This is a genomic window from Amycolatopsis sp. lyj-108 (assembly GCF_046549005.1).
Taxonomy (GTDB): domain Bacteria; phylum Actinomycetota; class Actinomycetes; order Mycobacteriales; family Pseudonocardiaceae; genus Amycolatopsis.
The window spans coordinates 882,620-906,806 of sequence record NZ_JAJPWQ010000002.1 but is presented as its reverse complement, the minus strand read 5'-3'; the positions used below and the strand labels follow the sequence as shown (position 1 = coordinate 906,806).

The 24,187-nt window shown below is 68.8% G+C and carries 22 protein-coding genes; 14 read left to right on the top strand and 8 right to left on the bottom strand.

Translation table 11 applies throughout. The annotated features are described in order from the left end of the window. Nucleotides 1–186 precede the first annotated feature (186 nt). The 3 genes from ACLJO0_RS10740 to ACLJO0_RS10730 form a co-directional block, all read right to left on the bottom strand. Nucleotides 187–765: a TIGR00730 family Rossman fold protein gene (locus ACLJO0_RS10740; protein WP_396560560.1), complete on the bottom strand. Its 579-nt coding sequence runs from the start codon at nucleotides 763–765 to the stop codon at nucleotides 187–189. After that, nucleotides 765–1,550 carry a TIGR00730 family Rossman fold protein gene (locus tag ACLJO0_RS10735; protein ID WP_410577925.1) on the bottom strand — a complete coding sequence of 262 codons (786 nt, stop codon included), beginning with the start codon at nucleotides 1,548–1,550 and terminating at the stop codon, nucleotides 765–767. Before ACLJO0_RS10735 ends, ACLJO0_RS10740 begins: the two co-directional genes overlap by 1 nt. Nucleotides 1,551–1,662: 112 nt before the next feature. Continuing rightward, nucleotides 1,663–3,525: a glycoside hydrolase family 9 protein gene (locus ACLJO0_RS10730; RefSeq protein WP_410577923.1), complete on the bottom strand. Its 1,863-nt coding sequence runs from the start codon at nucleotides 3,523–3,525 to the stop codon at nucleotides 1,663–1,665. 183 nt (nucleotides 3,526–3,708) lie between these two features. On the opposite strand from ACLJO0_RS10730, the gene ACLJO0_RS10725 reads away from it, so the two are divergent. The 6 genes from ACLJO0_RS10725 (at nucleotide 3,709) to ACLJO0_RS10700 (ending at nucleotide 12,948) form a co-directional block, all read left to right on the top strand. Continuing rightward, nucleotides 3,709–5,022, top strand: coding sequence for a tetratricopeptide repeat protein (locus ACLJO0_RS10725; protein ID WP_410577921.1), 1,314 nt, complete (start codon nucleotides 3,709–3,711; stop codon nucleotides 5,020–5,022). A 277-nt stretch (nucleotides 5,023–5,299) separates the two neighbouring features. Beyond that, a complete protein-coding gene (locus ACLJO0_RS10720) occupies nucleotides 5,300–7,564 on the top strand; it encodes a M4 family metallopeptidase (protein WP_410577919.1) in 2,265 nt (754 codons plus the stop codon). 86 nt (nucleotides 7,565–7,650) lie between these two features. Beyond that, on the top strand, nucleotides 7,651–9,240 hold the full coding sequence (locus ACLJO0_RS10715) for a M28 family peptidase (RefSeq protein WP_410577917.1): 1,590 nt from the start codon (nucleotides 7,651–7,653) through the stop codon (nucleotides 9,238–9,240). 203 nt (nucleotides 9,241–9,443) lie between these two features. Further along, nucleotides 9,444–10,499: a chitinase gene (locus ACLJO0_RS10710; protein ID WP_125780845.1), complete on the top strand. Its 1,056-nt coding sequence runs from the start codon at nucleotides 9,444–9,446 to the stop codon at nucleotides 10,497–10,499. Nucleotides 10,500–10,810: 311 nt separating this feature from the next. Then, entirely contained in the window at nucleotides 10,811–12,064 is a 1,254-nt protein-coding gene (locus ACLJO0_RS10705; RefSeq protein ID WP_410577914.1) for a helix-turn-helix domain-containing protein, read from the top strand. Continuing rightward, on the top strand, nucleotides 12,061–12,948 hold the full coding sequence (locus tag ACLJO0_RS10700) for an aminoglycoside phosphotransferase family protein (RefSeq protein ID WP_410577913.1): 888 nt from the start codon (nucleotides 12,061–12,063) through the stop codon (nucleotides 12,946–12,948). Before ACLJO0_RS10705 ends, ACLJO0_RS10700 begins: the two co-directional genes overlap by 4 nt. Here ACLJO0_RS10700 and dapE read toward each other — a convergent pair. Next, a complete protein-coding gene (gene dapE / locus ACLJO0_RS10695; RefSeq protein WP_410577911.1) occupies nucleotides 12,941–14,014 on the bottom strand; it encodes a succinyl-diaminopimelate desuccinylase in 1,074 nt (357 codons plus the stop codon). The two genes, ACLJO0_RS10700 and dapE, sit on opposite strands and share 8 nt — an antisense overlap. 48 nt (nucleotides 14,015–14,062) lie before the next feature. On the opposite strand from dapE, the gene ACLJO0_RS10690 reads away from it, so the two are divergent. The 3 genes from ACLJO0_RS10690 (at nucleotide 14,063) to ACLJO0_RS10680 (ending at nucleotide 16,660) form a co-directional block, all read left to right on the top strand. Next, nucleotides 14,063–14,452, top strand: a complete 390-nt coding sequence (locus tag ACLJO0_RS10690; protein ID WP_233611809.1) for a hypothetical protein — start codon at nucleotides 14,063–14,065, stop codon at nucleotides 14,450–14,452. A gap of 28 nt (nucleotides 14,453–14,480) precedes the next feature. Then, nucleotides 14,481–15,467, top strand: coding sequence for a 2,3,4,5-tetrahydropyridine-2,6-dicarboxylate N-succinyltransferase (gene dapD / locus ACLJO0_RS10685; protein WP_410577909.1), 987 nt, complete (start codon nucleotides 14,481–14,483; stop codon nucleotides 15,465–15,467). 221 nt (nucleotides 15,468–15,688) lie between these two features. Continuing rightward, nucleotides 15,689–16,660 carry a CHAD domain-containing protein gene (locus ACLJO0_RS10680; protein WP_410577908.1) on the top strand — a complete coding sequence of 324 codons (972 nt, stop codon included), beginning with the start codon at nucleotides 15,689–15,691 and terminating at the stop codon, nucleotides 16,658–16,660. On the opposite strand, the gene ACLJO0_RS10675 is transcribed toward ACLJO0_RS10680, so the two are convergent. Beyond that, nucleotides 16,636–18,039, bottom strand: coding sequence for an FAD-dependent monooxygenase (locus ACLJO0_RS10675; RefSeq protein WP_410577906.1), 1,404 nt, complete (start codon nucleotides 18,037–18,039; stop codon nucleotides 16,636–16,638). The two genes, ACLJO0_RS10680 and ACLJO0_RS10675, sit on opposite strands and share 25 nt — an antisense overlap. Nucleotides 18,040–18,119: 80 nt before the next feature. On the opposite strand from ACLJO0_RS10675, the gene ACLJO0_RS10670 reads away from it, so the two are divergent. Then, on the top strand, nucleotides 18,120–18,728 hold the full coding sequence (locus tag ACLJO0_RS10670; protein ID WP_410577905.1) for a TetR/AcrR family transcriptional regulator: 609 nt from the start codon (nucleotides 18,120–18,122) through the stop codon (nucleotides 18,726–18,728). A 76-nt stretch (nucleotides 18,729–18,804) separates the two neighbouring features. Here ACLJO0_RS10670 and dapC read toward each other — a convergent pair whose 3' ends face one another. From dapC to ACLJO0_RS10655, 3 genes are all read right to left on the bottom strand, one after another. After that, a complete protein-coding gene (gene dapC / locus ACLJO0_RS10665; RefSeq protein WP_410577903.1) occupies nucleotides 18,805–19,896 on the bottom strand; it encodes a succinyldiaminopimelate transaminase in 1,092 nt (363 codons plus the stop codon). Continuing rightward, nucleotides 19,893–20,213 carry a ferredoxin gene (fdxA, locus tag ACLJO0_RS10660; RefSeq protein ID WP_125780827.1) on the bottom strand — a complete coding sequence of 107 codons (321 nt, stop codon included), beginning with the start codon at nucleotides 20,211–20,213 and terminating at the stop codon, nucleotides 19,893–19,895. Before fdxA ends, dapC begins: the two co-directional genes overlap by 4 nt. A gap of 111 nt (nucleotides 20,214–20,324) precedes the next feature. Then, nucleotides 20,325–20,516 carry a hypothetical protein gene (locus ACLJO0_RS10655; RefSeq protein ID WP_410577900.1) on the bottom strand — a complete coding sequence of 64 codons (192 nt, stop codon included), beginning with the start codon at nucleotides 20,514–20,516 and terminating at the stop codon, nucleotides 20,325–20,327. A gap of 53 nt (nucleotides 20,517–20,569) precedes the next feature. Here ACLJO0_RS10655 and ACLJO0_RS10650 point away from each other — a divergent pair, with 53 nt between their 5' ends. Genes ACLJO0_RS10650 through ACLJO0_RS10635 form a run of 4 tightly spaced genes read left to right on the top strand, consistent with a single transcriptional unit; the run spans nucleotide 20,570 to nucleotide 24,171 of the window. Next, nucleotides 20,570–21,304, top strand: coding sequence for a GNAT family N-acetyltransferase (locus ACLJO0_RS10650; RefSeq protein WP_410578230.1), 735 nt, complete (start codon nucleotides 20,570–20,572; stop codon nucleotides 21,302–21,304). Further along, nucleotides 21,301–22,299, top strand: a complete 999-nt coding sequence (gene cofD / locus ACLJO0_RS10645) for a 2-phospho-L-lactate transferase (RefSeq protein ID WP_410577899.1) — start codon at nucleotides 21,301–21,303, stop codon at nucleotides 22,297–22,299. The genes ACLJO0_RS10650 and cofD overlap by 4 nt, the downstream gene beginning before the upstream one ends. Continuing rightward, a complete protein-coding gene (locus ACLJO0_RS10640; protein ID WP_410577897.1) occupies nucleotides 22,292–23,629 on the top strand; it encodes a coenzyme F420-0:L-glutamate ligase in 1,338 nt (445 codons plus the stop codon). Before cofD ends, ACLJO0_RS10640 begins: the two co-directional genes overlap by 8 nt. Next, a complete protein-coding gene (locus tag ACLJO0_RS10635; protein ID WP_410577895.1) occupies nucleotides 23,626–24,171 on the top strand; it encodes an NUDIX hydrolase in 546 nt (181 codons plus the stop codon). Before ACLJO0_RS10640 ends, ACLJO0_RS10635 begins: the two co-directional genes overlap by 4 nt. Nucleotides 24,172–24,187: the final 16 nt, after the last annotated feature.

Genomic DNA, 24,187 nt, shown 5'->3' with positions numbered 1-24,187 from the left:
GGACGGGGCCGGGCACCTCACGAACCCCACATGCACCAGTAACCCCACAAGCAGCAAGCGTGAAGGCCCTTCGTGCCAGCCCAAGTACATGAAGGACCCCTTCACGGCGCTAGGCGCAAGGAAGGGGGCCTTCATGTACCGAAGCAGCGCCAGCAAGGCCACTCACGACCCACCAGACCCAAGGCCCTACTTAGCCCACTTGGGTCGCGGAGGAGGCACGTAGTCCGCGAAGGCGTCCAGAAGCACCGAAGCGTCCGAGTCGATCGAGAGCATGTCCCGGTACCCCGCCGACAGGAAGCCCTCCGACACCATGTGGTCGGCGAACTTCAGCAGCGGCGCGTAGTACCCGCCGACGTCGACCAGCCCGATCGGCTTCTCGTGCAGCCCGAGTTGCGCCCACGTCCACACCTCGAACAGCTCCTCCAGCGTCCCGGCCCCGCCGGGCAGCGCGAGGAAGCCGTCGGACAGCGCGGCCATCTTCGCCTTCCGCTGGTGCATGTCGGCGACGACGTGCAGTTCGGTCAGGCCGGCGTGCGCGATTTCGACGCTGCCCAGTGCCTCCGGGATCACGCCGATCACCTCGCCGCCCGCGGCCAGTGCCGCGTCCGCGACGACGCCCATGGTCCCGACCGACGCACCGCCGTAGACCAGCCCGATCCCCCGCGAGGCCAGCAACGTGCCCAGCGCACGCGCCTCGTCGGCATAGCGCGGGTCGAAGCCCATCGAAGAGCCGCAGAAGACGCAAACCCGGCGCGGCGCCGCCATCAGTGGGTGTCCTCCCATGCCTGGTACGACTCCTGGACGACGCGCACGGCGTCGTCGATGTCGTCGGTGACGTGCAGCAGGTCGAGGTCCTTCTCGCCGATTTTGCCCTCGGCGACCAGTGTCCTGGAGATCCAGTCGTACAGGCCGCCCCAGTATTCGCTGCCGAACAGCACGACCGGGAACTTCGTGACCTTCTTCGTCTGCACCAGGGTGAGCGCCTCGAACAGCTCGTCGAGCGTGCCGAAGCCGCCGGGCAGGCAGATGAACGCCTGCGAGTACTTGATGAACATGGTCTTGCGGGCGAAGAAGTACCGGAAGTTGACGCCGAGGTCGACCCACGGGTTCAGGCCCTGCTCGAACGGCAGCTCGATGCCGAGGCCGACGGAGAACCCGCCCGCCTCGTTGGCGCCGCGGTTGACCGCTTCCATCGCGCCGGGGCCGCCGCCGGTCATCACCGCGAAGCCCGCGTTCGCGAGTGCGGCGCCGATCTTGCGGCCGACTTCGTACTCCGGGTGGTCCCGTTTGGTCCGCGCCGAACCGAACACCGTCACCGCGCGCGGAACCTCGGCCAGCGCACCGAAGCCTTCGACGAACTCCGCCTGGATCCGCAGCACGCGCCACGGGTCGGTGTGCACCCAGTCGCTCGGCCCCCGTGAGTCCAGCAGGCGCTGGTCGGTGGTGCTGCCCTGGTCACGGCGATCCCGCCGCAGCACGACCGGGCCCTTGTGGCGCTCGATCGGACGTTCCGGGTACTGGCCGTCGGGGAACTCGCTTGTCTCACTCACCCCGCCAAGCCTACGACGTCGTCACCGTCCGGAGCGGCGGCATCGCCGCGAACAGGAGTTGTCGGCTACGCGAACGCGGGGCCCGCCCGAAAGCGGGCCCCGCGATCACGCCTCAGGAACGTCCGGTCAGCGCGAACGCGAGCATGGCCGTCGAGGTGAAGTCGATGGCGGGCTCGTTGCTCGGCCACGACGCGAGGTCGTCGGCGTAGCGGGCCTCGGGGGTGTCGAAGGCTTCGAAGGGCTTCCTGCAGTCCTTCGAACCGGGCGGGAGCTCCATGTGCTCGAAGTTCTCCGCTCCGTTGGGGCCGTTCACGACAGCGCCGTAGAGCAGTTTCTCCTCGCCGGCGAGGTTCGCCGCCTGGTGGTGCGGGCACCGCGGGTACGTGGTGCCGACGCCGACGACCAGCGAGATGCCCCACGCGTTCGCGCCGAGGGTGAAGTTCCGCTGCTGCGAACCGAACGCCGCGTACCGGCGGTCACCGGTCAGGTCCGCGTACAGCCGCTCGGTCGCGGCGAACCCGAAGCTCTTGCTGGCCGCGTCGAATTCCTTCACCGAGACGGCGGTCCGGAAAGGACTTTGAGCCGCGCTCGCGACGCCCTCGTCGAGCTGACGGCGGAGGTCGCCGATCAGTTCCTTCGGACCGAGCGCGGCACCCGGGACGCCGTGCCGCAGGAGCTTCGCCAGTTCGGCGTGCGCCAGCGCGCTGGTGTCGTACAGGTTGAGCGTGCTCTTCTCTTCGAGGTCGATGTACGCCTTCGCCCAGTGCGCCGCCTGCCGCGTCCAGTCGGCCGAACGCGGGTCACGCAGGGCCTTGGCCGCCAGGGCCAGCTGCGTCGCGCCGAGTTCCATGTCGTCCCGCCAGGACGACTCCGGGTAGTACGCGTGCGGGAACGCGGTGACCAGTTCGCCGACGTTCTCGGTCTTGGCCTGCGCGAAGACCGACGAGGCCTCGGCGAGGTATTCCCTTGCCAGCGCAGGGTTCCGCCTCGCCTCGACCTGGGCACCGAGTGCGAAGGCGGCGGCGACACGGCCGGCGAGGTTCGGGCTGAGCCCGGATCCGCCGGGGTTCGCCGGGAAGACCGGCCGGTGCTTGACGAAGTACTTGGGGTCACCGGGTTTCACGTCGAGCGGGTCGTCGTCGTGCGGGTTCCGCCAGACGTCGTGGTCGCCGAGGAAGCCGAACTTGTCGCTCCCCGTCCCGATCCCGACCTGGGCGTAGAGCGTCTTGCTCTTTTCGTCCCACATCTTGTCGAGCCAGTCGAGGCCGAGCTTGACCTCCTTGGCCAGCGCCGGGTCGTGACCCTCGCGGAGCACGTAACCCAGCTCCGCCAGCGAGTACGCCGTGTTCGAGGTGAACTTGACGAAGTCGCCCGCGTCGACCCAGCCGCCCTCGACGTCGATCGGCCCGCCTGCCGGCTTCAGCGGTTCGGTGATCTCGTCGCCGAATTCGCCGCCGAACGCGGGCCATTCGTAAACCGTGGCCTGCTTGTCGGCGAGATGCGAGGGTTTGCGGTCGAGACGGCCGGGGATGATGTCGTCGCCGTCGCGCTGCGCCTGGAAGAACTCGTTGGTGGCACGGACCAGCGGGGTGAAGAGCCGGTTCTTGGTGTCCACCCGGAACGTCGGCGAGGTCGCCTTGGTCTCGCCGCTGACCTCGATCCGGTACTTGCCCGGCAGCCAGACCCTCGACAGGTCGAGCTGGTACACCGCCGGGTACTTCGCGTTCCACGCGCCGAGCGAGGCACCGGTCCGTCCACGATGGACGGTCCGGCCGCGTTCGTCGATCACCGCGAACGAACCCGGCGCGCTGGACAGGAGATAGGCGTGCTTGGTCTCGGTGATGCCGTAGCCGACCTGGTCGACCCGGACCTCACCTTGTACCGCCGCCGCGGCCGAAACCGCCGGAACCGTCAAACCCCCGAGGACCAGTGCCGAAACCGCGGCCACCGCCCGGGACCAGGAACTCACCATCATCGGCGCCCCGCTCCAGAATTAGTTAAGAAACTTTCCTTTTTATGACGCAGGACGCTAGCGTCCGGAACACCACCAGTCAATATGTCCGTTTCGCCGGGAGGAACTCACCGGATCCGAACGCTGTTGGCGGGTATCCGTCCAGCTCAGCCGGATCCCCGCCGGGAAATCGTCTACCGTGGATCGATGCCGTCCAGGGCAGAACCACTCGGCGCGCGGATCCGGCGGTTGCGCCGGGCACGCGGGCTGACTCAGCGTGAGCTCGCCGAACCCCGCTACAACCGCGGCTTCCTCGCCAAGGTCGAGTCGGGCGGGCGCCTGCCCTCGGACGACGTACTGACCCATCTCGCGCGACGCCTCGGCCTCACCGCGGACGAACTCCGCTTCGGCAGGCCGCCGGGCGCCGCCGAGGAACTCACCGACGCGCTCGAAACCGCATATCGCGAGTTGCAGAAAGGCGGACTCGAAGCCGCCGAACGCGAATTCACCCGTGTGGAACGGCGAGCGGCGGAGTACCGGCTGCCGGACGTTCAGTGCCACGCCCGGTTCTATCTCGGCGAAGTGCAGTGGCAGCGCTATGACATTCCCTTGGCGGACAAGGGTTTCGCCCACGCCATGGAACTCGCCGGCACCGCGTCGCCCCGGCTGCGCGCGATGATCGTCAACCGGGTCGCCGCCTGCCGCGCGCTGTCGGGGGATCTTGGCGCGTCGGTCGCGCTCGCCGAAACCGCGCTCGCCGCACTCCGCGCCGAGGAACCCGTCGATCCCGACGCCGAACTGGCACTGGTGACCGCGCTGATCCATCCGCTCATCGAAATGGGCGCGCTCCGCCGCGCCCGGCGGGCCGCCGAAGAAGGGCATCGCGCGCTCGCTTCCGCCCGGCGCAAGGACATCTCCGCGCGCTACCACCGGCAGGCGGCCCAACTGTGGCAGGAGATCGGCCTGGTCGACCGCGCGGAAAAGGATCTTTCGCGGGCGCTGCGGCTGTTCACTTCCCTCGGCTACGACCGTGACGCCGCCCGGAGCCGATGGGCACGCGGCTTCCTGTGGCGACGGCTGGGCAAACTCGACGAAGCACACGCCGAATTGCAACTTGCACGCGATCTCTTGGCCAAGGCAGGTTCACGGGAAGGCGTACTCGGCGCGACCATCGAACTCGCCGACGTCCGCCGCCGCCAAGGGGAACTCGACGAGGCCACCGAACTCGCCGAGGGAATCCGGCCGCTTCTGGATCGATCCCCCGACATCGAAGCCAGGGCGGAGGTTCTCCGGCTACTGGGACTCATCGCACGCGCCCGCGGCGATCTGCCGGAGGCGACCGCGTTGCTCGAAGAAGCCGCCACCGCACAGGAAAAGTCGGAACTGCGTGGCGCGCTCGTCGCCACCTCACTGCATTTGGGCGACACATTGCGCGCTCGCGGATTAATCGAAGAGGCGGCGGAGGCCTATCGGCGTGGCGTGCGCGCGGCCGCTATGTCCGATTCCGGGCCGACCGGCTGAAAACCATACGAAAGTCGCCATATATCGCATATGGCGGGAAAACTCTTACTACACAGGCATTTCATTCCCTGCATGTCGATCTTCACGCGCTCCGCTAGGCCATCCGGCCCATTGACGCCCTCGTGACCGGCCTCCTTTACTCGGACGTGTCCATCGGGATAACTCCAGTTATCCGAATGGGCACGCTCCCCGTCCCCCGCCGTGTACCGCTCCGGTCCCATTCCCCGCCGCGCCAAGGGCCTGACGGGTACCCGGTCCTGCCCATGGAAGGTTTCCCATGACCGTTCAGCGAGGGCTCAGAACAGGGTTGGCGGCTGTCGCCGGCCTTGCCCTGAGCATGACGTTCCCGGTGACCCCGGCGAACGCGACCACCGCCACCCTTCAACCCGCGAGCCCCGACGCCGTGGCCGCGAGCGCGGCCGACCAGGCCGCCGCGGCCGGTGTGGACCACTTGCGGAAGGGGGCACAGGAAGGCTTCCGTCGCGTCGGGCTGACCCCGGGTGGCGGCGGACTCTTCTACGCCGCTTACGAACGAACCTACCGTGGCCTGCCGGTGGTCGGCGGGGACGCGGTGGTGGTCGCCGACGGCGCCGGACGCGTCCGCGGCACCAGCGCCGCCGAGACGGCCGCGATCTCGGTCGACACCAAGGCCAAGATCACCGCGGCGAAGGCGACCGAGGTCGCGCGCGGACAGCTGTCCAAAGTAGACAGTGTCGTCGCGCCGAAGCTCGTCGTGCTGGCGGGGAACTCGCCCAAGCTCGCCTACGAGGTCGTCGTCGCCGGGACCAAGGCGACGACCCCGAGCAACCTGCACGTGTTCGTGGATGGCGCCACCGGCGCGGTTCTCGAGACCCGTGACGACGTCAAGATGTCCAACTTCCCGGCCGCGGCGAAGACCACGTCGAACGACGTCAGCACGCTGGGCGCCGGGAACAGCTACTACGCCGGCAACGTCACCATCGACACGACGAACTCCGGCGGCACGTACACGATGCGTGACCCGCAACGCACCAACATCAGCTGTGCCCGCCAGAACGGCTCGCCCTTCAGCGGACCGGACGACAACTGGGGCAACGGCTCCGGCACCGACCTGGAAACCGCCTGTGTCGACGCCCTCTTCGGCGTCCAGACCGAGTGGAAGATGCTGGGCGAATGGCTCGGCCGCAACGGCATCAACGGCAACGGCGGCGGCTTCCCCGCCTACGTCGGCCTCAACCAGGCCAACGCCTACTGGAACGGCTCCTCGACCACCTACGGCCGCTCGTCGGACAGCCAGCGCCAGGCCACCCCGATGGACGTCGTCGCGCACGAGTACGGCCACGCCATCTTCCAGACCACGCCGGGTGGCGCGGGCAGCGGCAACGAGAACGGCGGCCTCAACGAGTCCACCGGTGACATCTTCGGTGCCATCACCGAGCACTACGCCAACAACGCCAAGGACGTCCCGGACTACGACGTCGGCGAGGGCGTGAACCTGGTCGGCCGCGGGCCGATCCGCTACATGAACCAGCCGAGCAGGATCTCCGGCAACCCCGACTGCTACTCCTCGTCCATCCCGAACACCGAGGTGCACGCCGCCGCCGGCCCGCAGAACCACTGGTTCTACCTGCTCGCCGAGGGCACCGCGCCGGTGGGCAAGCCCGCCAGCCCGACCTGCAACAACACCTCGATCACCGGGATCGGCATCCAGAAGGCCGGCAAGATCTTCTACAACGGCCTGCTGAAGAAGACCTCCAGCTGGAACCACAAGGCTGCCCGCAAGGCCACCCTGGAAGCGGCGCTCGCGCTGTACCCGGGTTCCTGCACCGAGTTCAACACCACCAAGGCGGCGTGGAACGCGATCAGCGTCACCGCGGCGACCGGCGAGCCCGCCTCGTGCACCCCGCAGGGCGACGACTTCTCGGTCGGCGTCACCCCGGCGGCGGGTTCCGTCAAGCCGGGCGAGTCGGCGACGGTCGCGGTGAACACCGCGACCACCAACGGTGCGGCACAGTCGGTTTCGCTGAGCGCGAGCGGCCTCCCCACGGGCGCGACCGCGACGTTCGACCCGGCCTCGGTGCAATCCGGCGCCTCCTCGACGCTCACCATCGCGACGTCGGCGAGCACCCCTGACGGCACCAGCACCATCACGGTGACCGGTACCGGGACCAGCGGCGCGCGCACCGCGCAGTACAAGCTGACCGTCGGCACCGGCGGTGACGTGCGGACCTACAGCAACGACACCGACTACGCGCTGAACGACTACGCCACGGTGAACAGCCCGATCACCTCGACCGCGACCGGCAACGCGGTGTCGCCGGTGAAGGTGACGGTCACCGGGACGCACACCTGCTCCGAGGACCTTCGCATCAGCCTGAAGGCCCCCGACGGCAGCACGTATTCGGTCAAGGCCACCGGTTCCCTGCCCTGCACCGATCTGGGCACCCGGAACTACTCGGTCAACGTGACCAACGAAGTCGCGGCGGGCACTTGGACCCTCGTGGTCTACGACGCCTACGCGCAGGACACCGGCACGCTCAGCAGCTGGTCGATCACCGTCTAGCTCCCCGTTCTGTGAAGGCCTCCTTGCCTACCTTGAGAGTAGGGAAGGAGGCCTTCACGGCCCGCCCGAGAAAGGAATACCCCGGCATGAAGTGGGGAAAGCGATTAGGAGCGGCCGTCGTCGGCATGGCCGCCGTACTGGGTGTCGTCACGGCGCCCGCGCAGGCGGTCACGGCCGCCGCCGCACCGGACATCTCGCTCGCCAACGTCAAGGCGCATCTGAGCGCGTTGCAGACGATCGCCAACCAGAACGGCGGCAACCGCGCCTCCGGGCGACCGGGCTATCCGGCGTCGGTGTCCTATGTGGCACAGAAGCTGCGCGACGCCGGCTACAACGTCACCTTGCAGTCCTGCACGAGCTGCGCGGGTTCGAACCAGAACATCATCGCGGAATGGCCGCAGGGTGACGCCAATCAGGTCATCATGCTCGGCGCGCACCTCGACAGCGTGAGCGCGGGCCCGGGTATCAACGACAACGGCTCGGGTTCGGCTTCGATCCTCGAAGTCGCGCTGACCTTGGCCCGCGAAAACCCCACCATGGCCAAGCGGGTCCGCTTCGGCTGGTGGGCCGACGAGGAGTCCGGCCTGCGCGGCTCGAAGTTCTACGTCAACAGCCTGCCGCAGACCGAGCGCACGAAGATCAAGACCTACCTGAACTTCGACATGATCGGCTCCGACAACTGGGGCTACTTCGTCTATGACGACATCGCTTCGGTCAAGGCCGTGTTCGACGAGTACTTCAGGACGATCGGCATCCAGACCGAGGGTGACACCGAGGGCGACGGCCGCTCGGACCACGCGTCGTTCAAGAGCGCGGGTATCCCGGTCGGCGGTCTCGCGACCGGTGCCGGATACACGAAGAGCGCCGCGCAGCAACAGAAGTGGGGCGGCACCGCCGGAAGGGCGTTCGACAGCTGCTACCACCGAGCCTGCGACACGCTGTCCAACATCCCGGACACCCCGCTGGAGAAGAACGGCGACGCGATCGGCTACGCGGTCTGGAAGCTCGCCGTCGGCACGTCGACGGGCCCCGACTTCTCGATCGGTCTTTCGCCTGCCTCCGGCACCGTCCAAGCAGGACAGTCGGCGACCGTCACGGTCAACACCACGACGACTTCCGGTGCGGCGCAAGCGGTTTCGCTGAGCGCCAGCGGTCTTCCCGCCGGGGCGACCGCGACGTTCAACCCCGCTTCGGTGCAGTCGGGCGGTTCCTCGACACTCACCATCGCGACGTCGGCGAGCACTCCCAACGGCACCAGCACGATCACGGTGACCGGTGACGGGACCTCGGTGGACCGCACGGCACAGTACACGCTCACCGTCGGCGACGTCAGCGTGCGCACGTTCACCAACGGCACCGACTTCGCGCTGAACGACTACGCGACGGTCAACAGCCCGATCACGTCCAGCGCGACGGGTACGGCGACCTCGCCGGTCAAGGTGTCGATCACCGGAACGCACACCTGCTCCGAGGACCTCCGGATCAGCCTGAAGGCCCCCGACGGCAGCACGTATTCGGTCAAGGCCACCGGTTCCCTGCCCTGCACCGATCTCGGTACCAGGACGTACTCGGTGCCGGTGACCAACGAAGCCGCTTCCGGCACTTGGACGCTCGTGCTTTACGACGCCTACGCGCAGGACACCGGCACGCTCGACAGCTGGACCATCACCGTCTGACCATCCGAATGGCGAAGGCCATCTCACGAGGACACCCGGCCTCGTGGGATGGCCTTCGTGCGTGAGAGGGATTCACGGACAACTTTTCGATATCTGGTCTAGACCACCCGATCGTCGGTAGCGCCACTCGTGCGCGGCGACCTATGTTGAGCCGAACGGCCGCTTCCTGTTCGTTCAAACCGCTTTCGAGATGGGAGCTGGGTATGTTCGGTCGCGTCTCACGGCTGCTCGCAATCACCGGCGCGGCGGTACTCGCCGTCACCACGCTCGTCGTCCTGACCCCGGCGCAGGCCTCGGTGGACGCCGAGGTCTGCGCGGTCAAATCGAAGCCGGCGGGCAAGGTCCTGCAAGGCTATTGGGAGAACTGGGACGGCGCTTCGAACGGCGTCCACCCGCCGCTCGGCTGGATCCCGATCACCGACGCCCGCATCAAGGCCAACGGATACAACGTGCTCAACGCCGCCTTTCCGGTCATCCTGTCCGACGGAACGGCCAAATGGGAGGACGGGATGGACGCGACTGTGAAGGTCGCGACCCCGGCCGAAATGTGCGCCGCCAAGGACGCGGGCGCGACGATCCTGATGTCGATCGGCGGCGCCACCGCGGGAATCGACCTGAACTCGGCAACCGTGGCGGACAAATTCATCGCGACCATCGTGCCGATCCTGAAGAAGTACAACTTCGACGGAATCGACATCGACATCGAGACCGGCCTCGTCGGCAGCGGGAACATCACCACGCTTTCCGCGTCGCAGAAGAACCTCATCCGCATCATCGACGGCGTGCTCGCCGCGATGCCGCCGAACTTCGGGCTCACCATGGCGCCCGAGACCGCGTACGTCACCGGCGGCAGCGTTGTCTACGGCTCGATCTGGGGCGCGTACCTGCCGATCATCAAGAAGTACGCGGACAACGGCAGGCTGTGGTGGCTGAACATGCAGTACTACAACGGGAGCATGTACGGCTGCTCCGGCGATTCGTACCAGGCCGGCACGGTTCAGGGCTTCGTCGCGCAGACCAACTGCCTCGACAAGGGCCTGGTGATCCAGGGCCAGACGATCCGCGTTCCCTATGACAAGCAGGCTCCGGGCCTGCCCGCGCAGGCGGGCGCCGGTGGCGGCTACATGTCGCCGAGCCTGGTCTCCCAGGCGTACCGCAGCATTCCGGGGCTCAAGGGCCTGATGACCTGGTCGCTCAACTGGGACGGTTCACGGAACTGGACCTTCGGGCAGAACGTGAAGTCGTTGCAGGGCCGCTGACCCCTCATGTCGTCCGTCTGATCACGTGAGTTACGCCTTCAATCACGCGAGTTCGCCGTCCGATCACGCGAGTTACGAGTTCGGTCACGCGGGCTCGCCGTGCGGAACCGGCGAACTCGCGTGATCAGAGGCGGAACTCGCGTGATTGAGGACGTAACTCACGATTCGCCGCTCGGGATCGGGTCGTCGTGCAGCCGTGCAGGCCGAGCGTCTGCTGCTGCATCACATCAAGGAGTACGAGCAGACGCCTGGGGAGGTTGTGGGACCGCGCGCGCAACCTTTCGGCGCGCCCGCCCGTATCGTTCCCGGGCATGGACGACGAGGTCGGCGGACGGTTGCGGCGGCTGCGCGCCGAACGTGGCCTCACCCAGCGTGAACTCGCCGAGCCGCACTACACCGCCGCCTACGTTTCGTCCGTCGAGACGGGCGCGCGGACGCCGTCCGGTGACGCGTTGCGCCATTTCGCCGCGCGGCTCGGGGTGGACACCGGCGAACTGCTCGGCGTGACCTCGCCGCGTGACGACGTCCGGCTCGATCTGGACATCGCGTCGGCCGCGTCGGACTTCCTCGCGGGGAAGGGCTCGGCTCCGAAGATGCGGCGGCTGGCTCGGCGGGCCGAGAAGATCGGCCGTGCTCGCCAGGCCGGGCTCGCCTGGCTGTGGCTCGCGCGGTTCACCGAAGGCGACGCCCAGCCGCGATTGGTCGCCGCCGCCGAAGCCGCTCTCGGTGACGACATCCCGCCCTATCGCGAACTGGCCGCCGCGCTGCGGGCGAACGTCCTGATCGGCCGGGGCGAGCCGCATCACGCGATGCACCTGCTCCGGACCGCGCTCGACGCGAGCCTCGACGGCTATCCGCATCCGCTGCTCCTCCTGACCCTGCGGGCGTACCTCGCCGAAGGACACCTCCGCCTCGGCGAGACCACTCAGGCCGCGCAGCACGCGAGCGAGGCGCTGCGGCTGGCTCGCGGCGGCGAGGAGATCCTGGCCGAGCTCACCGGCCACCAGCGCCGGTTGACCGAGGCCTACCTCGCTGAAGGACGGGTGGCCGACGCCGTCGCCGCCGTGTCGGTGCTGCACGATCTGCTCCACGAGCGCGCCCTGCGGCCGGTGCTGGCCCGGTGTCTGTTCGCGCGGGCTCTGGTCCGTCGTGCCGACGACCTCGAAGGCGCGCTCGCGGACCTTCGCGCGTCGAGGGCGGCCGCGCCCGATCACGCCGTCACCCTGGAACTCGCCGACGTCTGCCGCGAACTCGGTCGTCTCGACGACGCCGCCGCGCTACTCTCCGAAGCGACCGAAGCCATCCCCGCGGACTCGCCGCTCTCCGCGTCACTCACGTTCCAGCAAGGCTCGCTGGCCCTGGCCCGCGGAGACCTCGAAGCAGCCGAAGCGGGCTTCGCGCGCGCCATCGACGTGGCCGCGCTCCGCGACGCACGCGGCGTCTTGGCCGCTTCGGTCGACAAAGCGGGAGAGCTGCTTCTCGACCAAGGACGCACCGAAGAGGCCGCAGACCTGCTGCGGCGTGGACTACTACTGCTAGGCGCCGAAGAGGACATCGCGAAGTGACCGAAGTGGACTTGGAAGATCTCAACACCCGCTTGGTAAGCCGATTCGGCGCTGACGCCGAAGGGTGGCTCGCCGGTGTCCCGGCCCTCGTCGAGCGGCTGGCGCCCCGATGGGGCTTCGTGCCCGGCGAGATCTTCGACAGCGGCGCCTCGTCCGTCGTGCTGCGCTGCCGCTGGACCGACGGGACACCGGCGGTGCTCAAACTCAGCCCGGATGGCCCGCTGCTGACCAAACAGCTCGAAATGCTGCGGGTGTTCGCGCCGACGGGCCGGGTGCCCGCCGTGCTGGCCGCCGACGCGGACGCCGGCGCGATGGTGCTGGAAGAGATCCGGCCGGGCACCCCGGCCGAGGACCTGCCGCTGCCGACCCTGCCGGGACTTTGGGGAAACTTGCTGACCGCGCTGCATTCCGTCGCCCCGCCCGCGGACTGGCCGTGGAGCCTGCGCGGCCGGTTCGAGGAGTCCTTCGCCCGGATCGGCAAGCGGATCACCGAACCGGCCATCGCCGCCAGGATCGGCCCGGACACTTGGCAGCGGGCGATCGAGCGCTGCGAGACGTTGCTGGACACCCAGTCCGACGTCGTGTTGCTCCACGGCGATCTGCATCTGGGCAACGCCCTGGACGGCGGCTCGCGCGGCCTGATCGCGATCGATCCGAAGGCGTGCGTGGGTGATCCGTGCTTCGACGCCGTCGACTACGTGGTGAGCGGCGCCGGGCACGAAGGCGTCGAGACCCGTTGCCGTTCGGTGGCGGCCGCCTGCGGGCTCGACGGGGACCGGTTGTACGCCTGGAGCCGGGTGGTCGCCCCGATGTTCGCCATCTCGCACCTGACCTACGGCGGCCAGGAGCAGGCACTCGACGAGTTGCTCGCCCTGATCAACTGAGGAACGCGCGCAACACCGCGGTCACCTGCCGGATCTCGCCCGCGCGGACGTTCTCCTGCCGGGTGTGCGCCAGCGTCGGGTCGCCCGGTCCGAAGTTGACCGCCGGAATCCCGAGAGCCGCGAAGCGCGCGACGTCGGTCCAGCCCAGCTTCGCGACCGCCTTGCCCCCGGCCGCGGCGACCAGTTCGGCCGCCGCCGGGGCGCTCAGACCGGGCAGGGCACCTGGCGACAAGTCGACAATCTTGACGTCGTAGCCCTCGAAGACGTCGCGAAGGTGCGCCTCGGCCTCCTCGGACGAGCGGTCGGGCGCGAACCGGTGGTTGATCGTGAGCACGGCCTCGTCCGGTACGACGTTGCCCGCGACACCGCCGCCGATCTTCGTGGCCTGCAAGCCTTCGCGATAGGTCAAACCGTCGATGTCGACCACCCGCGGCGTGTACTCGGCCAGCCTGCGCATCGGTTCGGCGAGGCCGTGGATCGCGTTGACGCCCATCCAGCCGCGCGCGGTGTGCGCCCGGACGCCCTCGACGCGGATCTCGATCCGCATCGTGCCCTGGCAACCGCCCTCGATCCCGCCGTTCGACGGTTCGCCGAGGATCGCGAGGTCGGCCTGCAACCACTCGGGCAGTTCGCGCTCGATGCGGCCGAGGCCGTTCTTCGCCGCATCGATCTCTTCGCAGTCGTAGAACACGAAGGTGATGTCGTGCCTCGGCTCGCGGAGGGCGGCGGCGAGGTGGAGGAAGACGGCGTCGCCGCTCTTCATGTCGACGGTGCCCAGCCCGTGCAGGATCTCGTCGTCACCGGCCCCCTCACGACGCACGGGCATGTTGTCGTTGACCGGAACGGTGTCGAGATGCCCGGCCAGCAACACCCGCGAAGGGCGGCCGAGGTTCGTGCGCGCGAGGACCGCGTCACCGTTGCGGATCACCTCGAGATGCGGTGCCTGCGCCTGGAGCGCGGCCTGCACGGTGTCCGCGATGACCTTCTCCTCTTCCGAGACACTGAAGATGTCCACCAGCGCGGCGGTGAGGTCGACGGGATCGGCGTGCAGATCGAGCGAAGGCATGCCCGCACCGTACCGCCGGGGGCCCGGGGCTACCGTGAAGGAGTGCGCATGCGAACGATCTTGGTCGCCCTCCTCCTGGTACTCAGCGGCTGCGGATCGGGCGAAGTCCCGGTGAAGGTCCGGCCGACCCAGAGCACCGGGCCGGACGTGCTGCCGATCAAACTCAAGGCGCTGACCACCGACCAGTGCTATCTGGCGCCGGGGACCGAGTCGCCGAAGGGCTGCCAGAAGTACGTCACCGAACTCTCCAGCGCCGCGGGCACCGTCCGCAAGCGCAGGCCGGACCTGTCGTCGCACGCCGACGTCCTCGATCGCCCGATCGCCGCGTTCCGCACCGCGAACTGCCAGGACCAAGCGGCTCCCGGCGGGCCGTGCGGCCAGGCGCTCGCCGACATGGCGACGGCGCTGACCAGTGTGAAGAGCCTCGTCGGCGGTTGACACGGGTCACTGGGTTACCGTTCAGGACGTGAGCGAGCAGACCCCTGATCCCGAAACGACCGGCGCCACCGGCGTCGGACTGGCCACCGTCACGACCGACGGCACGGTGCTGGACACCTGGTTCCCGCTGCCGAAGCTGATCGACGGCACCGACAGCAAGGCCGGCACGGTGCGGCTGACCGCCGAAGAGGCCTCCGAGGCCCTCGGCGAGGCCGCCGCCGCCCAGCTCGGCCCGGACACCGACCGCGGTGTCGAGGTCGTCGCGGTCCGCACGACCATCGCCCGCCTCGTCGACGCCCCCGGCGACACGCACGACGTCTACCTGCGCCTTCACCTGCTGTCGCACCGCCTGATCCGGCCGCACGGCGCGAGCCTCGACGGCATGTTCGGCCTGCTGGCGAACGTCGTGTGGACCAACTACGGGCCGTGCCCCGTCGAGGGCTTCGAGGCGACCCGGCTGCGGTTGCGGGCGCGCGGCAACGTCACCGTCTACAGCGTGGACAAGTTCCCGCGGATGGTGGACTACGTCATGCCGACCGGCGTCCGCCTCGCCGACGCCGACCGCGCCCGCCTCGGCGCGCACCTGGCCAACGGCACCACCGTCATGCACGAGGGCTTCATCAACTTCAACGCCGGCACGCTCGGCGCCTCCATGGTCGAAGGCCGGATCTCGGCCGGCGTCGTGGTCGGCGACGGCTCCGACGTCGGCGGCGGCGCGTCGATCATGGGCACGCTGTCCGGCGGTGGCAAGGAGACCATCTCGATCGGCGAGCGCTGCCTAATCGGCGCGAACGGCGGCATCGGCATCTCGCTCGGCGACGACTCGGTCGTCGAAGCGGGCCTCTACGTCACGGCCGGCACGAAGGTCACCTTCGAGGGCAAGGTCGTGAAGGCGCTGGAGCTGTCCGGCATCTCGGGCGCGGTGTTCCGGCGGAACTCCGGGACCGGCGCCGTCGAGGTCGTCGCGCGCACCGGCGTCGGCATCGAGCTGAACGCGGCCCTGCACGCCAACTGACCTGCGGAAAGAGAGCAAGGGACCTTTGCTGTCGTCCGGGTTTCGCTGGGTGACGCTCGGTCACGTGTGCAATGAAAGGCTCTTTCCTTGCGAAATTTGCAAGGAAAGAGCCTTTCATTGCATCGGCAGGGGCAGGGGCCGGGGCAGGGGCAAAAGAGAGCAAGGGACCGTTGCTCTCTCACGGCCTGGACCACCTTGCCGGTTCACCTAGAATTCATCTTGTGACAGCCGAGGCCCCGCCGCGCAAGAACGCCCCTTCGACCACACCGGCCGCGCTCGGGCTCGGTGACCGCCCCGCGCAAGCCGGGCCGGACGATCCGGCGGCCACCCACGTCCGGGTCAAACTCGACGTCGAGGTCCGCGCGCTCCTCGCGCACGAACCGGGCACCAAATCCGGCGCCGACCCCGAAGACCTGCACCAGATGCGGGTCGCGCTGCGTCGCATGCGGAGCGTCCTCAAGCTCTCGGGCCGCCTCGTCGGCCCGGACGCCGAGCCGGTGCGCGCGGAACTCGGCTGGCTCGGCCAGTCCCTCGGCGATGTTCGCGACTACGACGTCCTGATCGGTCATCTCCGCGAGGTCGTCGCCGAATTCGAGGTGCGCGACCAGCCCGCCGCGCGCCGTCTGGTCTCGAAGTTCGTCACCGAACGCGGCGGCGCGAAGCAGCGGCTCACCCGTGCGCTCGCCAGCCCGCGGTATGCCTCGATGTTGCAGGACATCGGCCGTCTCGCCCGGCAGCCCGACGCTGAAGAACCCGCTTTCGGCGTCGAGTCCACCTCCGCGGATCTCGTCGCCGGTCTCGCGAAGCCGCATCGAAAGCTCGCGAAGGCCGTGAAGGCGCTTCCCGCCGATCCCCCGGACGATGACCTTCACGCGCTTCGCATCTACGGCAAGAAACTCCGCTACGCCGCCGAGATGGCCAAGCCCGCCGCGAAGAAGAAGCAAGCGGAGCGGATCCAGCGGCTGATCAAGGCCACGAAGAACTTCCAGACCGTCCTCGGGGACCATCAGGACGCCTGCGTCGCCGCCGATCGCATGCGAGGAGCCTTGGACACGACCGACACCGAACTCGCCTTCATCGCGGGCCGGGTCGCGGAGAAGGAGCTGCTGCGCCGCGCCGAGGTCCGTGCCGTGTGGCGCGACGTCTGGGCGGAGGTCGACGAGGCCGCTCAGGCAGTGATCTCGCGGACGTAGCCGTCCGGGCGGATCAGCACCTGCCGCCCGTTTTCGGCTTCATACGCCGCGAAGGCATGCCCGCCGACGTCCTCGAAGTCCACATCGGACAGTGCACTGCCCGCGGGCAGGATCCGCCGCGCGCCTTCGGGAGCCGGGCCGTCCCCGAACACCAGCACGGTCGCCTGCGGTCCGCGCAGCAGCTCGAACAGCCGGACGGACTTGCCGTTCGCGTCCTTCAGCGGTGCGTCCGGCGCGCGGTCGCCGGGCCGGATCCGGCCGGTCGACGCGGGTGCGAGCGGGCCGCCCCGATACCCGATGTCGAGCTGACGCGTGTTCTCGCCGCGCTCGTGCGCGTCTTCCGAGCCGTTCTTGTACTTCTCGAGGATTTCGGTGCTGATCTTCAGCACTCTCGCGGCGACCCCGCGCCGCTCGGGCTCGTAGCTGTCGAGCAGCTCCGGTGAACCGTCGGCGAGCTTCCAGCCCAGGTTGTACGCGTCCTGGACGCCGGTGTTGAGGCCCTGGCCACCGGTCGGCGGATGGACGTGCGCCGCGTCGCCGGCGAGGAACACGCGGCCGTCCCGGAACCGCGCGGCGAGCCGGATGTTGGGCCGCCACACCGTCGACCAGGCGAGATCGTGCAATCGGACGCCGCCCCCGGACAGCTCGTCGAGCCGGGACTGCAACGTCTCCAGTGACGCCTCGACCTCCTCCTCGCCCAGCGGCGCGCCGAACTGGAAGTGCGGCACCCCGGGCAGCGGCGTGAGCACGATCCCCGACATCGGATCCTCGGGCTTCGCGAACCAATGCCCATACGCGCGATCGAGCCCCTCCGCCTGGACGTCACCCAGCAGCATGCGGATCGACTCGTCGGTGGTGCCCTCGAACGCGATCCCGAGCGCCTTGCGCACGAAGCTCTTCCCGCCGTCCGCGCCGACGAGATGGCCGACCCGCACCCGCTCGCCGGGCAGCTCGGCCGTCACACCGTCGGCGTCCTGCTCGAAACCGAGCAGGGGCGTGCCGAGCTCGACCTGGACGCCGAATTCGGCGAGCCGGTCCCGCAGGATCCCTTCGGTCCGCGACTGGCCGAGGAAGTGACCGTTCGGGTACGGCACGTCCGGGGTCGGGTCGCCGGGTTCGGCCATCATCCGCTCGCCGACGACCTCACCGCCAAGGTGGATCCGCATCGGCACCGGCGGCTGCCCGGCGGCCAGCACCGCGTCCAGTACGCCGAGGTCCTCGAAGACCTCCAGCGTGCGCGGTTGCAGGCCGTCTCCGCGCGAGCCCTCGAAGAACGTCTCGGCCTTCTCCACGATCCGCACGCCGACGCCGCGGCGCGCGAGGTCGATGGCCAGCGTGAGCCCGGTCGGCCCGGCTCCCGCGATCAGTACCTCGGTCATCTTCGCCTCCAGTGAATTATAATTCAGTGAATCTTGATTCAGTGTGTGCGTTGCTAGCCTTCCGTGTCAAGGAGGTGCCGATGACGGCGACGAGCCGCAAGGAGAAGGCGGCGGAGACCGAGGCCGCGCTCAAGGACGCGGCGAAGCGCGTCTTCGCGGCGAAGGGGTACCTGAACACCAAGATCACCGACATCACCGCGGAAGCCGGGCGCGCGGCGGGCTCGTTCTACAACCACTTCGCGAGCAAGGAGGAGCTGCTCGAAGCGCTCCTCGCGGACCTCGCGGCGGCGAGCGACGTCAACGCGTCCTCGCCGGAGCACAAAGCCGACTTCACCGACTCGGACGCCGTGCGCTGGCACGTCCGCGAGTACTGGAACTTCCATCGCGACAACGCCGCGACGATGCTCGCCCTGCGCCAGGCGGCGATGGTCAGCGACGACTTCGCACGCACCTTCGCGCGCTTCGGCGCCGATCAGGCGGAGGACATCCTCGGCCACCTCGGGTACATCACCGCTGCGGGAATGGAACTACCGGCGTCGGAACGGCTCTCGCTCGCGATGATGGGCGAACTCGTCAACGGGTTCGCACACACGTGGCTGCTGGACCCGTCGTCGGTCTCCGAGGAGGAAGCCGTCGAGGCGCTGACGCGGTTCATCTACCGGGGTTTCACCGGTCGCGACGTGCTATGAACGGTCCTTTCCTTGCAAATTTTGCAAGGAAAGGACCGTTCATAGCACGCGGCGAGACGCACGAACCGCGCCGAAATCAGGAAGTGAGCCGCTCCACAGCCGCGTCGATCCGCTCGTCCGTCGCCGTCAAAGCGATCCGGACGTGCCGCCCACCGGTCGGCCCGTAGAACGTGCCCGGCGCGGCGAGAATGCCGCGATCGGCGAGCCAGTCGACCGTGTCGAGCGCGGATTCCCCGCGCGTGGACCAGAGATACAGCCCCGCCTCGGAGTGCGAGATCTCGAAACCGCTGTCCAGCAGCGCCTTCCGCAGCACCAGCCGGCGGCGTGCGTAGCGTTCCCGTTGCACGGCAAGCGCTTCGTCGTCCTTCAGCGCGGCGACCATGGCTTCCTGCACCGGCCGCGGCATGATCAGTCCGGAGTGCTTGCGGATCTCGAGCAGTCCGGCGACGAGCTTCGGGTCACCGGTGACGAATCCGGCGCGGTAGCTGGCGAGGTTCGCGGACTTCGACAGCGAGTGGACGGCCAGCAGGCCGTCGAGGGAGCCGCCGTGCACGGACGGGTGCAGGATCGACACGGGCTCGCTTTCCCAGCCCAGCGCCAGATAACACTCGTCGGAGACCACGACGACATCGCGTTCCCGCGCCCATTCGACGACCTTGCGCAGGTGATCGACACCGAGCACGCGCCCCGTCGGATTGGACGGCGAGTTGATCCACAGCATCGAGGGCCGCTGCGGGCCGAGCGCGAAAGTGCTGTCCGCACGCAGGAGAGTCGCACCCGCCAGCAGCACGCCGACTTCGTAGGTCGGGTATGCCACCTCGGGGATGACGACGAGGTCACCGGGGCCGAAGCCCAGTTGCCGCGGCAGCGACGCGACCAGTTCCTTCGAACCGATCGTCGGCAGCACGGCCGCCTCGGGAACGCCTTCGATGCCGTGCCGCCGCGAAAGCGCGTCGATCGCGGCGGCCCTGAGCTCGGGAATCCCGTGCGTGGTCGGGTACCCCGGGATCTCCGACACGGACGCGAGCGCCGCGCGGATGCTCTCGGGGACCGGGTCCACCGGCGTGCCGATCGACAGGTCGACGATGCCGCCGGGATGCGCCTGGGCCTTCGCCTTGGCTTCGGCGAGGGAGTCCCAGGGGAAATCGGGAAGAGCGACCCGGCTCATTCGCCCTGCGGGGGAAGAGCCTTGATGAAGGCGGGATCGTGGCTGGTCTTGCCGACCTTGGAGGCGCCACCGGGCGAGCCGAGTTCGTTGAAGAAGTCGACGTTGGCCTTGGTGTAGTCGTTCCACTCGTCGGGGACGTCGTCCTCGTAGTAGATCGCCTCGACGGGGCAGACCGGCTCGCAGGCACCGCAGTCGACGCATTCGTCCGGGTGGATGTACAGCATGCGATCACCCTCGTAGATGCAATCCACGGGGCACTCGTCGATACACGCCTTGTCGAGCACGTCGACGCAGGGCTCGGCGATCACGTAGGTCACTGCGCACTCCTGCTTTATCTCTGCTTCACCAGTCTGCAACGGACATTACGCGCCCGCGGGCGCGACCGGCCCGCTTAGGCCACCCTTATTCCGTACCCCGGGTATGGGCTTTCAGCGGTCTTTCCGGCGCGGCGGCGGAGTGGCCCTGCTGTCCCCGGTGATGACGAACTTCGGCGCGGCGGGCTTCGCCGCTTCCGCTTCCTTCTCGACGGCCTTTTCCGCGCCCAATGCCCGGTTGAAGCCGTCGGAGATCTCGCGGACCAGGTCTTCGTTGTGCCTGTCGTCCTTGCGCGCGATGCTCATCGGGGTCCCTCCACTGCCTTCCTTGGCACAATCTAACCGTGAACAGTGCGGAAATGCTCGAGCTCACCTGTAGCCGGGCTTGGACTCCCCTGCTGGAGAGCCGGATCGGGGACTGGAGGCTGCGCTGGGCGGACGGGTTCACCGCCAGGGCCAACAGCGCCCTGGCCATCGGCGATCCGGGAAAACCGCTGCCAGACGCCCTGCGGACGGTCTGTGACTTCGCCCACGATCATGCCATCCCGCCGGTCGTTCAGGTGATCCAGGACACGTCGCTCGAAGACGCCATCGCCACCTACGGTTGGGTCCACTATGTGGAACACCGGCCCGCGCACGAGGTTCGCGTGCTGACCGGGCCACTCTCGCGCGGGACCTCGGCGGGAGCGGTGATTCTCGACGAACCGACGTCCGGATGGTGGGAAATGACCGCGAGAGGCGCGGATCCGGCGGAGGCACCACGGCATGTCCTCGGCACCGGCAAGGTCGGCTTCGGGGTGGTGGAGATCGACGGCGTCACGGCCGGGGCGGTCCGCGGGGCCGTCGTCGACGAGTGGCTGCACATCGCCCGCTTGGAGGTACGGCCCGAGTTCCGGCGACAGGGGCTGGCACGCGGGCTGATGAACGCGGCGGGCGGCTGGGCGGCTGCTCAGGGCGCCACCGGCGTCGTGCTGCAGGTCGCGGTGGCGAATTCCGGCGCGCTGAAACTGTACGAAAGCCTGGGCTGTACGGAGCACCACAGGTACCGCTACTGGGCCCCGGCTCCGGGGGCGTGCGAGGATCGCCCGTCGTGAAGGTCGTCATTTTGGTCGGCGGAGTGGGCGGGGCCCGCTTCCTGCTGGGGGTCAAACAAGCACTCGGTCTGCCCGCGATCGGTTCCGGGCCGGAATCACCGCATGAGGTGACCGCGCTGGTGAACACCGGGGACGACGTGTGGATGCACGGTCTGCGCATCTGCCCGGACCTGGACACCTGCATGTACACCCTCGGCGGGGGGATCGACGAAGAGCGCGGCTGGGGCCATTCCGGGGAGACCTGGACGGTCAAGGAGGAGCTCGCCGCCTATGGCGCCGAGCCGACCTGGTTCGGCCTGGGCGACAAGGACATCGCGACGCATTTGATCCGTTCGCGGATGCTGCGCGCGGGCTATCCGCTCTCGCAGGTCACCGAGGCGCTGTGCGACCGCTGGCAGCCGGGCGTGCGCCTGCTGCCGATGTCGGACGACCGCGTCGAAACGCATGTCGTGATCGACGATCCTGAAGAGCCGGATCAGCGTAAGGCGATCCACTTCCAGGAGTGGTGGGTGCGGTACCGCGCCGAGCCGAAGGCGCATTCGATCATCGCCGTCGGCGCCGAGGAGGCCAAGCCGGCGCCGGGTGTGCTCGACGCGATCGCGGGCGCCGACATCGTGCTGTTCGCGCCGTCCAATCCGGTGGTCTCGGTCGGCACGACGCTCGGTGTGCCGGGAATCCGCGACGCGCTGCGGAAGACGCGCGCCAAGGTCGTCGGTGTCTCGCCGATCATCGGCGGGAAGGCGTTGCGCGGTATGGCCGACGCGTGCCTGAGCGCGATCGGTGTGGAGACCTCGGCCGAGGCCGTCGGGCGGCATTACGGTTCCCGCAAGGAATCCCCGGACGGGGTGCTCGACGGCTGGCTGGTCTCCGAGGGCGAAACCGTCGAGGTGCCGGGAGTCGCCGTCCGCGACGTGCCCCTGCTGATGTCCGATGTGGACGCCACGGCGGCCATGGTGCGTGCGGCTTTCGATCTGGCAGGAGTTTCCGTTGACTGACCACGCTTCCGCGAAGATCGAGATCCTGCCGGTCGAAGGGCTGCCGGAGTTCCGTCCCGGCGACGACCTGACCGGGGCGATCGTCGAGGCGGCTCCCTGGCTGCGGTCGGGCGACGTCCTGGTCGTGACGAGCAAGATCGTCTCCAAGGCCGAGGGCATGCTGATCCGCGTACCTGCCGACCCGGAGGAGCGCGACGCCGCCCGGCGCAAGCTGGTCGAGGATGAGTCCGTCCGCGTGATCGCGCGGATCAACCGGACGGTGATCACCGAGAACAAGCTCGGCATCGTGCAGGCCGCCTCTGGGGTGGACGCGTCGAACGTGGCCTCCGGTGAGGTCGCGCTACTGCCGTCCGATCCGGACGCTTCCGCGCTCGCGCTGCGGAACGGGCTTCGTGAACGGCTGGGCGTCGAGGTCGCCGTCGTGGTCACCGACACCATGGGGCGGGCGTGGCGGGTCGGGCAGATCGACGCCGCGATCGGCGCGTCCGGCCTGCGCGTGCTGCATTCGTACGCGGGCGAGATCGACGGCCAGGGCAACGAACTCGCGGTCACCGAGGTGGCGATCGCCGACGAACTCGCCGCCGCGGCGGACCTGGTCAAGGGCAAACTCGGCGGGACACCGGTCGCCGTCGTCCGCGGCCTGCGGCTGACCGACGACGGGTCCACCGCCCGCAAGCTGCTGCGGCCGGTCGAGGAGGACCTCTTCCGCCTCGGCACCAACGAATCCATCGCGCAGGGCCGCCGGGAGGCCGTGCTCGCGCGGCGTTCGATCCGGTCGTTCACCGACGAACCGGTCGATCCCGAGGTGCTGCGCCGCGCGGTCGGGACGGCGCTGACGGCGCCCGCGCCGCATCACACGAAACCGGTCCGGTTCGTCTGGCTGCGCGAGGAAGGCTTGCGCCGCAAGCTTCTCGACGCGATGAAGGCGTCTTGGCAGGCTGATCTCGAAGGTGACGACTTCACCGCCGAGCAGGTCGTGAAGCGCCTCAGCCGCGGTGACATCCTCTACAACGCGCCCGAGGTCGTGATCCCGTTCCTCGTCGCCGAAGGCGCGCACACCTACCGCGACGACCGGCGAAACGCTTGTGAGCACACGATGTTCACCGTCGCCGGTGGCGCGGCCGTGCAGGGCCTGCTGGTCGCGCTCGCCGCCGAAGACCTCGGCTCGTGCTGGATCGGTTCGACCATCTTCGCAGCGGACGTCGTGCGCGACGTGCTCGGCTTGGACGAGCGCTGGGAACCGCTCGGCGCGGTCGCGATCGGGCATCCCGCCGCCCTCCCGCCCGCGCGCGGTCCCGTCGAACCCGGTGAAGGACTTCTCGAACTGTGACCCTGCACGACGACGTTGTGTCCACTTTGTCCGGTTGGCGACCGGCGGGCGCCGCCCAGGAATCCTTACGCCAGGCCTATCTCGGCTTTCTCGCCGCCCGCGAGGACGTCTGCCGCCGCGAATGCGCGGCCGGGCACATCACCGCGTCGGCCGTCCTTCTCGACGCCGACGCGGAAAACGTGCTGCTCACCCTGCATCCGCGAGTCGGGCGCTGGTTGCAGCTCGGCGGGCATTGCGAACCCGGCGACGCGACGCTCGCCGACGCCGCTCTTCGTGAGGCACGCGAGGAATCCGGCATCGACGACCTGGTGATCGAGCCGGCCCCGGTGCATCTCGACGTCCATCCGATCACCTGCTCGCTCGGTGTGCCGACGCGGCATTTCGACGTGCGTTTCGTGGTGCGCGCGCCCCGGGGAGCCCAACCGGTCCAAAGCGACGAATCGGACGATCTTCGTTGGTGGCCGGTGGATTCCCTGCCGAAAGGGTCGGAAGATCTCGCCGAACTGATGGAAGCCGCCGTGCCCGTGGCGGCCGGCCGTTAGGGTGTCGGCTGACGTC